This is a genomic window from Microcoleus sp. AT8-B5 (genome assembly GCF_036705565.1).
Taxonomy (GTDB): domain Bacteria; phylum Cyanobacteriota; class Cyanobacteriia; order Cyanobacteriales; family Microcoleaceae; genus Microcoleus.
Map to the genome: position 1 here is coordinate 1 of NZ_JAUBUY010000054.1, position 16,916 is coordinate 16,916.

6 protein-coding genes are annotated in these 16,916 nt (G+C 47.5%); 5 read left to right on the forward strand and 1 reads right to left on the reverse strand.

Features of this window, described 5'->3' with window-relative positions:
- Window positions 1-63: 63 nt before the first annotated feature.
- Both QUB39_RS25790 and QUB39_RS25795 read left to right on the forward strand, forming a co-directional pair.
- Complete coding sequence (locus QUB39_RS25790) at window positions 64-1,956, forward strand: putative Ig domain-containing protein (protein WP_333211851.1); 1,893 nt, start codon at window positions 64-66, stop codon at window positions 1,954-1,956.
- Complete coding sequence (locus QUB39_RS25795; RefSeq protein ID WP_333211853.1) at window positions 1,857-7,187, forward strand: hypothetical protein; 5,331 nt, start codon at window positions 1,857-1,859, stop codon at window positions 7,185-7,187. The genes QUB39_RS25790 and QUB39_RS25795 overlap by 100 nt, the downstream gene beginning before the upstream one ends.
- 27 nt (window positions 7,188-7,214) lie before the next feature.
- Here QUB39_RS25795 and QUB39_RS25800 read toward each other — a convergent pair.
- A protein-coding gene (locus QUB39_RS25800; RefSeq protein ID WP_333211878.1) for an ISKra4 family transposase occupies window positions 7,215-8,281 on the reverse strand; the annotation gives its coding sequence in 2 pieces (ribosomal slippage) (window positions 7,215-8,113 and window positions 8,113-8,281; 1,068 coding nt in all).
- A gap of 79 nt (window positions 8,282-8,360) precedes the next feature.
- Here QUB39_RS25800 and QUB39_RS25805 point away from each other — a divergent pair.
- From QUB39_RS25805 to QUB39_RS25815, 3 genes are all read left to right on the forward strand, one after another.
- Window positions 8,361-8,693, forward strand: a complete 333-nt coding sequence (locus QUB39_RS25805; protein WP_333058377.1) for a hypothetical protein — start codon at window positions 8,361-8,363, stop codon at window positions 8,691-8,693.
- A complete protein-coding gene (locus QUB39_RS25810) occupies window positions 8,690-9,313 on the forward strand; it encodes a hypothetical protein (protein WP_333058378.1) in 624 nt (207 codons plus the stop codon). Before QUB39_RS25805 ends, QUB39_RS25810 begins: the two co-directional genes overlap by 4 nt.
- Window positions 9,314-9,847: 534 nt before the next feature.
- Entirely contained in the window at window positions 9,848-16,858 is a 7,011-nt protein-coding gene (locus QUB39_RS25815; protein WP_333211856.1) for a putative Ig domain-containing protein, read from the forward strand.
- The last annotated feature ends 58 nt before the right edge of the window (window positions 16,859-16,916 follow it).

The following is a 16,916-nucleotide window of genomic DNA, read 5'->3' on the forward strand; positions in this document are numbered from 1 at the left end:
AACCAAAATTGGGACGTATTCTCCGCTTATAAAGCCAGTTTAGGCTTTGTTTGGGCTTAAAATTTGTTTAAGTCCCGTTATTACGACATTAGCAAACTGGTTGGTGACGGCATTTTAAAGCCGGGGGAACTGACATCAACCGATACGTTAAAGTTTTACAATCCTCAAGGAGTTCAGTTTAGTTACGATTTAGTATTTTTAAGCCAGTTAAATCAAGTTCCACAATTTAAGGCGACACCAAATACGGAAGCTTTGGTGGGTAAAAGTTACGTTTATACTGCAATTGCCGTTGATGCCGATGGGGATGCGCTGACTTATTCCTTGTTGGAAAAACCGTTGGGGATGGAGATAGATGCTCAAACCGGAATTATTAGTTGGAATCCGGTTGCCGGAGATATTGGAAATCACGCGGTGACGGTGGAAGTGGTAGATGGGAAAGGTGGAGTGGCTAAACAAAATTATACGCTTTCAGCTATTAATCCGCCGCCAAATCGACCGCCGATTTTTACTTCGACGCCTGTTGTCGATGCAGCCGTCAATACACCTTACCGCTACGATGCCGATGCCAAAGACCCAGACTCCGATACCCTAACCTACAACTTGGTACTCGGCCCAGAGGGAATGAGGGTCAACCCAGAAACGGGAATCGTCCAGTGGACGCCGCCAGCAGCAATGGTATTTGGCGACACCGTACTGGGGCGAATTGGCAATCAAGGAGAACAAGATATCTATACTTTCAGCGCTCTCGAAGGACAGCGACTGTACTACGACTCTCTTAGGAGCACTCCTGGACAGACATTAAAGTTGTACAGCCCCAGCGGCTTGCTGGTACTCGATAGCAATACAAGCTATCAAGGCACAAACTATCAAGGCCCTCCAATCAACCTGACCGAAACTGGCAACTACCGCTTAGTCATTGACGGTGCTGCGGGAGAATACGGCTTCAGCTTAATTGACATGGAGCAAACACCCGTTGCACCTTTCGACAGAAACGTGACGGGTGTGCTGAGTCCCGGCTCAGAAGATGACGCATATCGCTTCAACGGAGCCAAAGGACAAAGGCTGTACTTTGACCAACTCAGCACCAACTCCAACCTGAACTGGGTACTATATGATGGAGAGGGCAGGCAGGTAAGCTCCTGGGTTGACGGAAAACAAGGAAACTCTTGGTACGTAGGCTGGTACGACAACGAGATCGTCTTGCCCAGCGACAGCGAGTATACTTTGGTAATGCGGGGCAGCGCGCCCTTCTTCGGCAGCACTTCTTATACCTTCCGAATTGTTACACCCGACACGATTACTTATCCGCTACAGTTGGGCAACAACGCCAACCCCAACACTGTCAGTGCCGCGATTACCGAAAAAGGCGAACAGGATATCTATACTTTTGGTGGCACGAAAGGGCAGCGCCTTTATTTTGACTACTTGTCGAGTAATTCCCAAGTAAATGCCTCCGTAAAGCTGGTCAGTCCCAGTGGCTCCATTGTACCCCAGCTTAACAACATCGGCTTAGGCTCAGATACAGAACCATTTACTATCAACGAGACGGGCACTTACCGCTTGGAGATTGACGGTTACTCCGAAAGCACGGGCAACTACAGCTTCAACTTGCTGGATGTGGGTCAAGCCACACCCATTAACTTAGATGCAGATGTCACCGGACAGTTAAGTCCCGGTTTTGAAACCCACTTTTATTCCTTTACCGGGGACGCCAGTCAGCGCCTTTATCTCGATTCAGATATCAATCCGGGGGGGCAAACTGGACGCTTTACGGGCCTGGCAATCAGAGGATTGCTACGGACAGCAAGACAACCTTTGGCGGCTCCAACACTTACGAAGGCTACAACGGTAACAGTGTGGGTAGCGATTTTGAGGTTGTGCTGCCATCAGCCGGCAGCTACGTGCTGGCAGTCCAGGGGCGCAACGCTACTCCTGTGGATTACAAATTCCGGGTAATTACCCCCCAAACTCAATCAGCAGCAACGCTTACACCAGATGTGTGGGGCAACTTCAGCCTCTCTGGCAGCATCAGCGAAAAAGGAGAAAGGGATGTCTACACCTTCAGTGGCAGCGCCAACCAGCGACTGCTAATAGACGCCTTGGTAGAGACACCTAACACTTACGTTCGATTAATCAGTCCCAGCGGTATTGAAGTCTTTAATACCAATGCATCCAGTGATTGGGCGAAAACTGTCCCATATATTCTCCCTGAAGCTGGAAATTATCGGCTGATTGTAGACGGGTATGTCGAATCCACAGAAAATTACAACTTCCGGCTGCTCTCTTTAGCAACAGCACCGACATTGAACCTGAATGCTCCTACCAGCGGTACTTTGAGTCCGGGGTCGGAGACGGACGTTTACCAGTTTACAGGTACCGAGGGATCTCGCCTGTATTTGGACACCCTCCTTTCCTCGTCCCCGGGCGGTTGGAATCTCTATGGACCCGGCAACCAGTTAGTGACCTCTAATTACCTGTGGAGCGACATAGAGACAGTGCTGCCGGGAAGCGGAACGTACTACATAGTCTTGCGCGGGGACGGCACTCCCGCGCCAGGCGGCAATGGCACCGCCGCACCTATCAACTACAGCATCCAGCCATTTTTCTCAACTGCCAACCCTACCCCCCTCACCTTGGGTTCCGTCAACAGTGCCAGCATCAGCAAACCTGGAGAACAAGATGTTTACACCTTTACTGGCAGCGTCGGACAGCGACTGTACTTTGACCCCCAACTCGGCAACGGCAACATCACAGCTAAAATCACCAGCCCCAGCGGTCTGGAAATCTTCAGCGGTTACACAAGTGCTGACGGCCTGTCCAATACTCTCACCGAAAGCGGCACTTACCGCTTGACAATTGACGGCAATTATGATAGCTCCGGCAACTACAGTTTCCGCTTGGGGGATGCAACAGCAGCCCCAACCCTGTCTTCGGGAACGGCAACCCCAGGCAGCTTGCCCCCAAACGCAGCAGTGCTGTATCAACTCAGCGGAACGGCAGGAGAGCGAATCCAACTCGACAGCTTGTCACCTGCGGCATCGGGTGCAAGCTGGGCGCTGTACGCTCCCGGTTTTCCAAACTTTTCGTCACAGATAGGCGGCTCTGGGCTAAACAGCGATTTTGAAGTGTTGCTGCCCGTTACAGGTACTTACACCCTAGCGTTGCAGAACCCATCAAGCAGCAGCGTCAGTTACAACATCTCCGCGAACAACATCACCCCCCCGCCAGTGGCGAACTCGGGTTTGGGGATAGCACGCAGCGGTACGGTTTCGCCAGGAACCCCGGCCAACCAAACTTTTACTGCCAGTGCGGGTACGTTAGTTTACTTTGACAGCCTTGATACGGATGGCGATGCTGTCTCCGTCACGCTGTTGAACCCGAGCGGCTCTGTTGTCTCTGCCCTCAATGGCTCCAGCGCCAGCACAGATTCCCCAAGCCCGATTCAGTTGCAGCAAACGGGAACCTACACTTTGCGAGTAGAGGGAACTGGCGACTACGGCTACTCCTTGCTCGATTTGGCAGCATCCCAAACGCTGAATTTGAATACGACTGCGAGCATCCCGTCAATCCCAGCTTGGGGGACGACGGCTTACAAGTTTGATGGCGCGGTGGGTCAAAAGCTGTATTACGACGGGCTGACCAATAACCCAGGCGTCTCGCTTAAGTTAATTTCCCCCAGCGGCAGCCAAATCGCTAACTTTACAGCAGCAGAATATTGGACAAACTACGCAACAGATAGGCTCGACACCTTAACCGAAAGCGGCACTCACTACTTGCTGGTGTCTAACGACCAAGCAACACCAACCGCCAACGTCAGCTTCAGCCTCCTCGACAGAACGAGCGCTACCCCCTTGGTTCTGAACGCAGATATTGAAAGCACCTTTGCCCCCAGCCCCTTTGAAACCGACTTGTACCGCTTTAACGGGCAAGCCGGTCAGTATTTGTACTTTGACGCATTAGATGGTTCGTGGTCTAATACGTGGACTCTCTACGGGCCGGGAGGACAGACAGTCATTAACAGAACGCAGGCACTTAGCGACTTAGAGTTAGCGTTACCCGGTGATGGCGAGTACCTGTTAGCTTTGCAAGGATACAACGGCAGCCCGCCTACCTATAAATTCCAAGTCGTGACACCGACAATGCCCGTAGCATCCCTTCCCATTGGCACCCCAACCCCAGCAAACAGTACCATCAGCGAGCCTGGGGAACAAGACATTTACACCTTCAATGGAACGGCAGGCCAGCGTCTGTACTTCGACGGCATTGCAGATAGCGGTTCAAAAAACGTTCGGCTTCTAAGCCCCAGCGGTGTCGAAGTATTCCCCAACATATCGACATCCTGGAACCGCGACTTGTTCGCGCTTCTGGAAACGGGTACTTACCGCGCTGTTGTCGATACCCCTACTACAACATATATCCCAGACACCACCAAAACAGGCGCTTACAGCTTCCGCTTCTTAGACGCTTCTCAAGCAGCGCCAATGGTGCTAGACGCCCCCGCTCAAACTTGGACTGTAGCAGCAAACGAAACGCGGTTGTTGCAGTTTACAGGTACGGCAGGGCAAAACGTCTACTTTTTTAATGATGGCAGCAACTGGACGCTTTACGGGCCTGGCAACAGCATCCTGAAACCGAATGGGGCGGGCGATGCAGAATTAACCTTGCCTGCCGACGGCACTTACACCGTAGCGCTCGTTAACCCACATAACAGCAGCGTAAATTACCCATTCCAAGCAGTTACTTCTGAACGGACAACAGCCCCCATCGAATTCGGGAACGCGGCAACGGGTGCCATTGGGAAAATGGGGGAACTGGACACCTACACTTTCACGGGTACAGTAGGTCAGCAGCTAGTCGTAGATAGCCTCGTCGCTAATGACCCTTATTTGCGGACGAAAATTTTTAGTCCTAGCGGCAAAGAGATTTACCAACAGCAAACAACAGCAGAACAGAAACCAATAACCCTAGAAGAGGCGGGTGCTTACCGAGTTGAAATTGATGGGGATTGGAGAGGCACGGGCAACTACAGTTTCCGCCTCCTCGACACGAAGAGTACCAACCATCCCAGCGTCTTCGACTTGCCCTTTGACCAAAACCTGTCGGGTACTTTAGCTAATGCCCGAGAGCGACAAGTTTATCGGTTTGAAGGAACAGAAGGGCAACACCTGTATTTTGACCTAGCAGGAAGCTGGGACGGGAATAAGGGTACGGGTTGGACGCTTTACGGGCCTGACAACCAAGTGATACCTGCGCCCCTCAGCGGGCTGTCGCCGGACTTAGAAGTCAGGCTGCCGGGGAACGGCACTTACACTCTGGTGATGGGTGGCAGCACTAACGTTACCGCCCCAGAGAGTTACCAATTTAAAGTAACGACACCCGAAACAACTGTATCCCCTTTAACTTTGAGTTCGCCCGTCTCTAGCAGCATTAACGAACCTGGAGAGCGGGATATCTATAAATTTAACGGCAAGCCCGGTCAGCGGCTGTTCTTTGACCGCATCAGCGGCGACAGCAACTTCACTGTTAAGCTGTTCTCGCCCAGCCATCCTACCGATACGGTACTCAACGACCCCAACAGCCCCAGCATCAACAATTATTGGAGCATTCAGCCGACGTGGAGCAGCAATTTGAATGCTGACATGACCGCCCCTATGTTTCTGCAGGAGGCAGGCGAGTACCACTTAGTCATCGACGGTACCGACAATACGACGGGCAATTACAGTTTCCGTTTGGTGGATGTGGAAGACCCGCAAGCAGTACCGCTTTTAAATCTGGATGCCGATATTTCCAATACCCTCGCACCGGGAACCGAGATAGATTTCTACCAATTTAAACCTGCTGTTGGGCAGCCGCTTTATTTCGATTTAGCAGCCAGTACCGGCAGCGACGTTCGCTGGGTGCTTTACGGGCCGGACAACAAGCCTGTCCCGGCAGCGGGGTGGACTGGTTCTGACTTTGAAATAACGCCGTCAGTTCCCGGCACTTACGTCCTTGCCCTTCAGAACAATTCCGCAACTCCCGCTAACTACAGTTTTAAAGTTGCTACCCCTCCCATAGCTACCCCCACTGCCTTGGAACTGGGCAGTACCGTATCGGGGACTATTGCGGAAGCTGGGGAAAGAAACGAATATACTTTCGCGGGAACTCCGGGACAGCGGGTATATTTCGACAGTCAAGGTGCCAGCAGCGGCATCCGCGCTAAATTGATTAGTCCCAGCGGTGCTGAATTTACCAACAATACCTGGAACGCAGCCAGTCCCACTGGCAACTGGATTGCAGCCAATGCTGACTGGGTGCCGACAACTCTTACCGAGTCGGGAACTTACCGTTTGATTGTGGATGGGGATGACAGTGCGACAGGTAGTTACAACTTCCGCTTGCAGGATGTGGCAGCAGCAACTCCTCTACCTGTGGCAACCCCGACCCCAAGCAGGCTCGAACCGGGCAATGAAACCGAGCTGTATAAATTTACGGGTACGGCGGGACAAACGCTGAATTTTGACGCGGCTGTGCCTTTTAGCAGCAGCGCTAGCTGGATAGTCTACGGACCAAACGACCAAGTGGTTCCTCAAACTGGCGTGTCTGGGTCTGACTTTAACTTGATGCTGCCGGCAAACGGGGAGTATGTCTTAGCAGTTCGCGGTAACAGCGCAACTCCCGTTGACTACAGCTTTACGGTAACGGACTCTACACCGACACCCGTTGCCACAACTGGGCTCGGCAGCGTGCAAAGTGGAAATATTGCAGAGGGACAGGTTGTCAACCATACCTTCACAGCTAGTGCTGGCACTCGCATTTACTTTGACAGTCAAGACTGGGACAACGACCCAGTTGAGGTCAAGCTGTTCAACCCTGACGGCAGCCCAATCATCCACATTAACGCCAGCAACGACTGGGGTCACTATCAACTGCTGCAAACGGGGACTTACACTGTGCGCGTGCAGGGGAGCAATGCCACCAGTACGGGTGACTACCGCTACCGCATTCTAGAGTTGCCGTCCGTTACTCCTGACCCCCGCGACAATGAGAACTCCCTGCAAATGGGGGTGACGGTTAGCAAAACTCAAGACCCCGGGCGAACTGCTGAAGTTTACAGCCCACATTCCGCAGATGTGGGTTTGATTTTTTTTACCAGTTGTGAAAACTGGGAACCCAAAAACTTTTGGGTTGAACCTATGCGGTTTTAGGGGGTGCATCTCACTTTGGCAAATACATCAAATTGAAAGTTGACCGTTGAGATAGGCACAGCGAAGAGCAAGGATAGAGGAAACGTTCTCAATATTCCATTGCGCTCCCGATATTTTCACCCTTAATCCAATGCGTTTAATTATTGATTCAACTGTTCCCGAACCTATCGAGCTTATGGATTCTTCTTTGTAGTATTGGTAATTAACTATTCGGCAGCGATGGGTCTCTAAATAATTGCAAAACGTTTTAAATGCTTGACCTTTAAAGTCTTTAAATAAATTTATAACTTCATCAACTTTGCCTTGCCACAACATAGTTTCTGCTAATTTTAATCGTTTTATTGAACCCCCTACCTTGTAGAGATTTTCTTTCAGATGATACCAATCTAAGATTTCTTGTCTTTGTTCATTGTCTCCAATTTCTTTAAATATGTTCCAAATTCCAGCATGACCATCTCCTAAACAATACATAGGGTGTAGTAATTTTTGGGTATTAGTCCAATCAATTAAATCTTGATTATTTTGAAAAAATGCTCCCGAATAAACATTATCTAAACATACGGCTTTGTAGTCTTTCCAGTAACAGCTCTCGCCCTTGGTTTCGTTGCGTAGTCTAACTTTACCGCCATCTAATGTAATTTCTTTGACTCCTTGTTTAGATGTAGGCAATTCAAATTCTTGTCTCTTGACTAATCTTTGTAATGTACTGTGAGAAATTTTGATTCCCGTAAATTTCTCCAAATCTTTTTCTGCCATTTGATAAGATTCATTGGCACTTATTAAAAGACAACAATTTTCCATGAGTGGACTAAATTGACTGTAAGCTTTTAAGTCAAAATATTTTGCCTGATTATCTGTAATGTCGAGCGAGCCGATTATTGATTTTATTTTTCGGGGTTTTCCTGTTTGAATTCCTGATACTGCTGAAAAAAAAAGCTACCTAGTTCTGGACCAACTTCTGATAATATTTTATGGCGCAGGGATTTTTCTATACTTTCAAAACTTTTTAACTCGGTTGGATCTGTATTTCTGTAAAAAATTTCTGCTACCGCTTTTAAGTGGGCTTTTAGCTGTTGTTGGTCTGAGGGTGTCATTTTCTTTACCTCATTTTTATTTAACGATTTTACTAGCTTTTTCATTTTAACCCTTTTTTGACATATTCGCAAAAGTGAGATGCACCCACTCAAACGACTTAAGGTTGGCGAGACAGTTGTTGTCAGAAAACTTAAATTCAAAAAAGGAACAAATGCTTTTAATACCCAAGCATCAAATGATGTATTTGTTACTGAACTACAGGCTGATGCAACCAGCGGTCAACTTAATCAAGTTGGTGTATTTGGCGATAGGCAAAATTTCGTAATTCAGTTTTCCGGAGACGAAATGATGGAGAGAAATGGGATACTTGTAAGAGGAGCAATGCTTTCTAATGGTGGAAGTATCTTTTCAATACCTGCTGCTGGTCGTCAATTACATGGTCAATTTTTAGTTACTAAGGTTCGGGAATGAACAGATTCAATTTAGAGTTAGTTTTGGAAAATTTGGGTTCCAGCAAAATTGACAAGCAAGTTCCTGCTGTAGAGCAAGCTGCTGAAATTATTGATGCCCTTGCAGCCAAAGCTGTAGGTGCTTTAAAGAAAGGACCTCACCGTCTTCTTGTGGCGGAACGCCTATCTCGTCTTGGTTCAAGAGCCATACCGCATTTAGAAAAACTTTTCACCGTATCTAATGATTCAGAAACAAAAATTTTAGCTGCGCTCGTACTTTTAGGCTTGGGTTCAAGTTCTGGTGTTCCCATCCTTTTAGATGCAATCGTTGAAGATAATATCTATCACTTGATGGCAGCTCATCACTTAGCTTTAGAAGGAATTAAAGAAGTTATTGAACCTATTATAAAACGATTGCTAAAAACAGAAATAACTGAAGTTGACTCGATAACTTCTCTCCTAACTTCGCTAGAAGAAATAGGTGGTAATATTCCTCTTGAATTGAATTTACGATTAGATTCACCAGATGCTCCTTTAGGGATTCGTTTTGCTCTTTGGAAACTTCGCACGAATCACACAGGGGTTTGCGATATAAATGAATTTAAAAAGATGTTTGTCTCGCAAAATCATCCCTCAGAATAAAGTGAAAAGCGAGCGTGTTTTTTTAAAACTAATTATAGCCTTTCTCACCGAGATGAGGTACACCAGATGCTATGAATGTCGGGACTTTGGACTTTCGAGTTTTTATCTGTACCTCATTTACCTGATAAAGGCTATACCACAGATTTTGAGACCGAATGCGATGAAAGATTGTTACAACTACGCATTAATCAGAGACACAAATTAAGCAATAATAGAAATGCAAAATATTTTTATCTAACTGCTGCGTAAAAGATAATAAGGTAGGGGCGACAGCTTTAGCAACTTACCGGATGGACTCAAACATCTCCAACCAACCCCATTTATCAAGAAGTAACAGTCACCGCTAACAATACAAAGTTTGGAGTAGATTTTGCAGCCACAAATTCCAAACTAGCAGGCCCCAATATTGACCCCGAATTTACCAGTACCCCGCCAACAACAGTCAAAGCAGGAGAAAGATTAGTTTACAGGACATCTGCAACTGACTTAAACGACGACGACTTAACCTTTGAATTGGTACTAAAACCCCAGGGAATGGCAGTTGCCCCCAACGGCACGATTTCTTGGCGTCCCCCACTCAATGCTGTCGGAATTCACGATGTCATTGTCCGAGTCAATGACGGCAGAGGCGGCACCGACTTACAAGCCTTCAAAATCGAAGTTACCCCCGGAAACAACGCCCCCGTTTTTACATCCCAACTACCACAAAACATCAATCCCGCCGTCAACCAACCATTCCAATATCAAGCAAAAGCCGTAGACTTAGACGGAGACACAATTACCTACTCCATAATTCCCAATTCCAGCAAACCTGTCACCCCCACTAACGCCACAATCAACCCCACAACCGGAGTAATTAATTGGACTCCTACAACCGCACAGCAAGGAGGTGCATTCAATTGGGCATATGCCGGCGAAGTCGAACCTTGGGAAATCTTAATTAAAGCAACAGATAACAAAGGGGGAGAAGCATTCCAAAGAATCGAATTAACCGTCAGCCCAGCCGCCCCCAATCGCCCGCCATCCATCACCTCAACTCCCCGTACAAATACTCGTTTGGGCAAGACTTATTTCTATCAAGTAGAAGCCACTGACCCCGACGGCAACCCTTTAACATATACTCTATTAAATCCGCCCTCCGGCATGGCATTTGCAACGCCAGCTTCGACGCCCGCCGGCATGACATTCCAAGAAGGATTGATTAGTTGGACTCCCGAAGTATCGCAGCAGGGAACTTATCCAATAACGGTGAGAGTTAGCGACGGCTTGGGAGGTATTGCCACTCAAACGTTTAACTTAACTGCGGATAATGTCGCTTCAAATCGCGCCCCCAGTATCGATTCTACTCCCGAACAAATTACCAATCTCGCCAAGCTTTATCAATACAATTTGACGGGTAGCGATGCAGATGGAGACAGGTTGCTGTGGAGTTTGGACAAAGCACCATCCGGGATGATTGTTGACCCCCAATCTGGTTCTTTACGCTGGCAGCCTAACGCAGAACAAATTGGCGAACATACTGTTTCTGTAAGAACAATTGACGGCAACGGCGGTTATGCAGTCCAAGAATTTACGCTGGCTGTCAGGGGAATAAACACGCCTCCGGCTGTGGTTTCAACTCCTCCATCAAAGGCAGCAGTAAATCAAGTTTACGCTTATACAGTTGTCGCGACAGACTTGGAAAATGACCCGCTGACTTTCAGTTTGAGTAAGTATCCAGTCGGGATGGCAATTGATAGTAACGGTGTTATTCAATGGACGCCGAATGCTACTCAAATTGGGCAGCATTCTGTAGAGGTTGCCGTGACTGACAAGCAAGGGGCAATTGCTACTCAAACTTTTACTGTCAATGCCGCAACTACTGCTATCAACCTTTCTCCAGCAATTACTTCCACACCTGTATTTACAGCCTCACCAGGACGCCCTTATACCTACCAAGTAACTGCGGCCGATGCTGACGGTACTATCTCGCAGTACCAGTTATTGCAATCTCCTCCGGGAATGACAATTAATTCGGCTACTGGTGCGATTACTTGGAACAATCCTACTGCTGGAAACCATCAAGTGGTAGTCGGGGCTGTTGACAATTCCGGTACGGGTGCGGCCCAAGGTTTTGAGTTAAGTGCCAGGGCGAATTCTACGCCTGTTGTTCCTCAGATTCCGCCTCAATCTGCGTCGCCTGGTCAAAGTTACCGCTACGATTTGAAGGCGACTGATGCTGATGGAGATTTGTTGACTTTTGCTTTAATTCAATCTCCCAGCGGGATGACTGTTGATGAATTCGGCCGCATTAGTTGGAAGCCCTCGGCTACTAATATCGGCAATCATCCGGTTGAGGTTAAGGTGACTGATACTTTTGGAGAAAGCGTTACTGTTTCTTACAATTTAAGTGTTGTTGCCGATACTGTTGCGCCGAAAGTAAGTTTAATTGCTAGCAACAATACCGTCGATGTTGGGGATTATGTCACGTTTACTGTGAATGCTGTTGATAACGTAAAAGTCGAATCTTTGGGCTTAACTATTAACGGCACTCCTGTTGTTTTAGATGCACAAGGTCAAGCAAATGTCAAGTTAAATAATTTAGGCACTATTACGGCAGTTGCGACAGCTAAAGATGCGGCTGGAAATGTGGGGAATGCGACTGCTTCTGTGGCTGCAATTGATACTAGCGATGTCAACGCGCCAACTATCAACATCAGTTTAGAAGATGATGCAGAAATCACCGCGCCTGTCAATATCACCGGCACAATTAGTGACAGCAATTTAGCTTACTATACATTGGAAGTTGCTCCGGTTGGTGGCGGGCAATTTCCGGGCGATGGCGGAGGATTTAAGGAGGTTTATCGGGGAACTGCTGCTGTCAGCAACGGAACGATTGCGACATTTGACCCGACTGTTTTAGCTAACGGCGCTTACGTTCTCAAATTCACTGCTTTCGATACCAACGGTAACGGTTCGACTACTGAAAGGACGGTGAATGTTGCTGGTGATTTGAAGTTGGGCAATTTCCGGTTGTCGTTTACTGATTTATCTGTTCCAGTTGCGGGTATTCCGATTAACGTGACTCGGACTTACGATTCTTTGAATGCGAATAAGGGCGATGATTTTGGTTACGGCTGGCGGATGGAGTTCCGAGATACGGATTTGAAGACTTCGCTGAAAGCTGACCCGATTTACGAGGAGTTGGGGATTAATACCGTACCGTTTGACAGCAAGACTAAGGTGTTTATTACCTTACCGGGGGGTAAGCGGGAAACCTTTACTTTTAAGCCGACTCCGCATCATCTGAATCAGTATTTGGGGGCTGCTGGGCCGGGTGCTCAGATGTACAAGCCGGCTTTTGAGTCTCAGAAAGGTTCGACGATGACTCTGACGGTTAAGGATGCGAATTTGATACGGAATGAGAACGGGTATTACGGGGTGAACGGACAGCCCTTCAATCCTGAAAATCCGGCGTTTGGTGGGGTTTATGTGTTGACGACGAAGGAAGGATTGGTTTACGAGATTGATGCGGCATCTGGGGATTTGCTGACTGCTACTGATGCTAACGGGAATAAGCTGACTTTTAGCGATGCGGGGATTGCTAGCAGTTCGGGTAAGTCGGTGACTTTTGAGAGGGATGTTGCTGGGAGGATTGTCGGTGTTGTTGACCCGGATGGGAAGAAGGTTAAGTACGAATACGATGCGAAGGGGGATTTGGTTGCCGCCACCGACCAAGAACAAAATAAAACAGAATTTGTTTACAACACCGACCAATCTCACTATTTAGAAAAAGTCATCGACCCGCTAGGAAACACGGGAGTCAGAACTGAATACGATGACAAAGGTCGCTTGAAGAAAATAATTGACGCAGACGGCGATCCCGTAGAGTTGATTTACGACCCAGACAACTCAATTCAAACCGTCAAAGATGCTTTCGGCAATCCCACTACCTATGTCTACGATTTGCGCGGCAATGTTGTCAAACAAGTCAATGCGTTAGGTCAAGAAACTAACTTCAAGTACGACGATAACAACAATTTAATCGAAACAAAAGATGCCGCCGGATTGGTAGCAAAATACACCTATGACGCTAGCGGCAATCTCTTATCCCGTACCGAACCCTACTGCGGCTGTCCGGGTACGGTGCCTGGAATCACTAACTACACCTACAATAAATACGGTCAGCCTACCTCCATTGTCATGCCAACAGGGGCATCCATAAAAATGGAGTACGATCGCGCTGGCAATATGCTAAAAATGCAGGATGGACTCGGTAATGTCATCCAATCCTACGTCTACGATTCCCAAAGTCGAGTCGTTCAAGAAACCGATACCTTCGGCACTACTTATTACGGCAATTTCGATGCTTTTGGCAACCCCCGCTGGATAAAAGATGCTGAGGGGAACGAAACAACAATGACTTACAACGCTAAAGGTTTGTTGGAAACCATGACTGAAAATGGCGTTACTTCTACTTTCCAATATGACGGACTGGGACGGCAAACGAGAGCAGATTACGGTGGCGGTTTGTGGGTAGAATACGATTATGAAGGAGCTGGAGCCGATTGGACGAGCATAGAAGCCCCAACTATCGGCCGTATCGAACGCAAGTTTACGGATGATGGCAAGTTGGGAGGTTGGGTAACGAACGGTGGCGGCGAGATTAAATTTACATACAATGAAGCAGGTCAGTTGGAAACTGAAACTGACCCTAGCGGTAGCGTTACCCGGTACGGGTACGACCAAATTGGCAGGGTTAAAAGTGTCAAAGATGAATCGACGGGGGTGGAAACTATCTACCACTATGACACGCTGGTAGGCGTTGACCCAGATCCCGGCGTAGCAGATAATTTGATAGGCAAGCTAGCAGGAAAAACTGTCGTTTTGGATGCTAACACCCGCTACACGACCAGCTATACTTACGACTCTAACGGTCGGATGAAAACTACGACTGACCCGCGCGGTCATATCTGGAAATACCGCTACAATTCTAACGGAACGACAGTTATCGACCCGTTGGGAAGGGAGACAACTTCAATACAGTCTCCTAATTACTTGCCCGTTGAAACGATTTATCCCGACGGAACCAAGTCGAAAGTTGAGTATCTTTTCAGCAACAACTTGCAGGAAGCGAAAGACTATCCGACTCGAATTATAGACCGGGGCGGCAATGACCGCAAGTTTACTTACGATGATTTGGGACGGTTGAAGACGGTTACGGATTTGGGCGATGCTGTCTATACTTATCACTACGGTGAAAGCGGGTTGGAACGAGTGACCGGACCGAATCAAGCAACTTTGCTGTCCTATCAGTACGAGGATGGAAACCTCAAGAAAATTATCTATCCCGATGGCGGTGAAAAGGAATTTATTTACAATTCACTTACCAACCGCCTCGAACAAATGAAGTTGCCCAGCGGAGTAACTGTAAGTTACGAGTATGATGCGGCGGGACAGGAAAAGCGCAGGGTTTCCACATTGGATGGAGAAGTTGTTTCTAACTGGGATGCAGAAACCGGTCAGCTTTTAAGCGTGACGGATGCTGCGGGAACGACTGCGTATCACTACGACCCCGATACTGGTGCGTTTGCAGGCTTGGATTATCCTAACGGCGGCAGCATTCGCTACGAACGAGATGGTTTGGGTCGAGTTGAGAAGGTTGCGGTTAAAGCTGATAAGACTGCGCCTGATTCTACTGCTTACATAACTGAATACAGGTACGATGCGAATGGCAATGCGGATAAAGTGAAGGCAACTTCTCCCGGCGGTCAAGTGTTAGAAACTGCGATGGTTTACGATGCAGTAAATCGTCTCAAAGAACGGACTTTGCCGAATGGGGTGAAGACGGTTTACCAGTATCAGGATAAGACGGATTTGGTTGAGAAGATTACTCATTTTGCTCCTGATGGGGTGACGGTGTTGGCGTCTGTTGCTTACGAACGAAAAGGGATTGGGGAACCGACTAAGATTACAAGGGAAGATGGTTCTTACGTGAGGTTGGAGTACGATACTGCGCTGCGGGTGGATAAGGAAACTTATTACAGTGCAGCTGGGGTTTTGTTGCAGGAGATTGATTACGGTTACGATGCTGCTGGCAACCGTCAAGTTGTATCGAGTGGTTTGGCTGCGGGGACTTACAGTTACGAGAATGTCAATCAGCTTGCTTCGGTGACGAATGGGTCGAATGTGGATACTTATACTTATGATGCTGGGGGACGGGTGGATGTTGTTAATAGAAATGGGGTGATTCGGGATTTTGATTACAATACCGATAATTTGATTTCGCAGGTGAAGGATGCTGCGGGAAATGTGTTAGTTGAGTACGATTATGATAGTTCTGGTCGCAGGGTTGAGGTGAAGAGTGCGGCGGGTGAAAGGGATTATCTGGTTGCGCCTTCAATGGGTGATGGTTTGGAGTCGCCGCAGTTGGTGATGGATGGGAATGGTAATGCTTTGGGCGCTTATGTGTATGCAGGAAATCAACCGTTGATGCGGTTTGATGGCAGCGGGAATCCGGTTTATTATTTGACTGATGCGATGGGTTCGGTGATTGGGTTGGCGGGTGCTAGCGGTCAAGGTGTTGCTAAGTTTAATTATGATAGTTTTGGCAACCTAAAAAGTTCGTCTGGGACAGCAGCTTCTTTACCTGGGAATGCAGGTGGGGATTTCCGGTTCCAGGGACAGTGGTTGGATGATGCGACTGGTTTGTACAATTTCCGGGCGCGGTATTACGATCCAGAAACGGGGCGGTTTATGAGTTACGATCCGATCGATTTGATTGAGATGGAACCTGAGAGTAGCAATCCCTATCAGTTTGTTTACAACAATCCTCATGTTTATAGCGATCCTACGGGGATGTTTTCGATCGCTGAACTTAATTCAACAATAAATACACAAAGTGCCTTGGCTGCTATTAACACCTACGCAAGAGCTGAAGCAAAAGACTACGTTTTGGACAAATTGGGAGAAACCACAGGTAATATTGTAATGAGTGCGTTCGGCAATTTTATGCCGGGTACAAACCTGGCAAAAGATCTTCTTAAAGCCCGTGATGGTAACATATTTGAAGACTTCTTAGACGACACAATCTGCCAGTATTTTGATTTTGAGGGTCTTCCTTTAATAAAAAGTTTACGGTTTTTCCCACAAGTACAGACAAATGGAGATGCAAGGAGTGGCTTCGATTGTTACAATTATAACGACCCCCAGACTCGTAGAATCGTAGAAGAGAATAGGGGGGGTGGTTCTCGCCCAGACTTTGTATTTATAGAAGGTAACTATGCACCGAAAAATCCAAAATCATATCTCATCGGTGATATTAAATTGACTCAAGCTGCTGTACGAAAGGATATAAAAGAAAACGATAACCAATGGCAAGCTATGTCTAACTACGCCGCCAAGAATCAGCTTTTACCGTTTGTTTCTTATATCTCATTACTAGAAGCTATGCCGGGAGAATCTGGTGAGCGTGGTCGCGGTATCTCAAAAACAGATAAGCAAATGATGGCGAAAGAAGCATTGAAACAAGGAGTAATTTTAGTTCTTGCTAACTTTATTGACTGAATTTAAGTTTTTTGTTTTCAGGGTGATATCTAGATTGTTTGATGAGCAGAGTCCACAC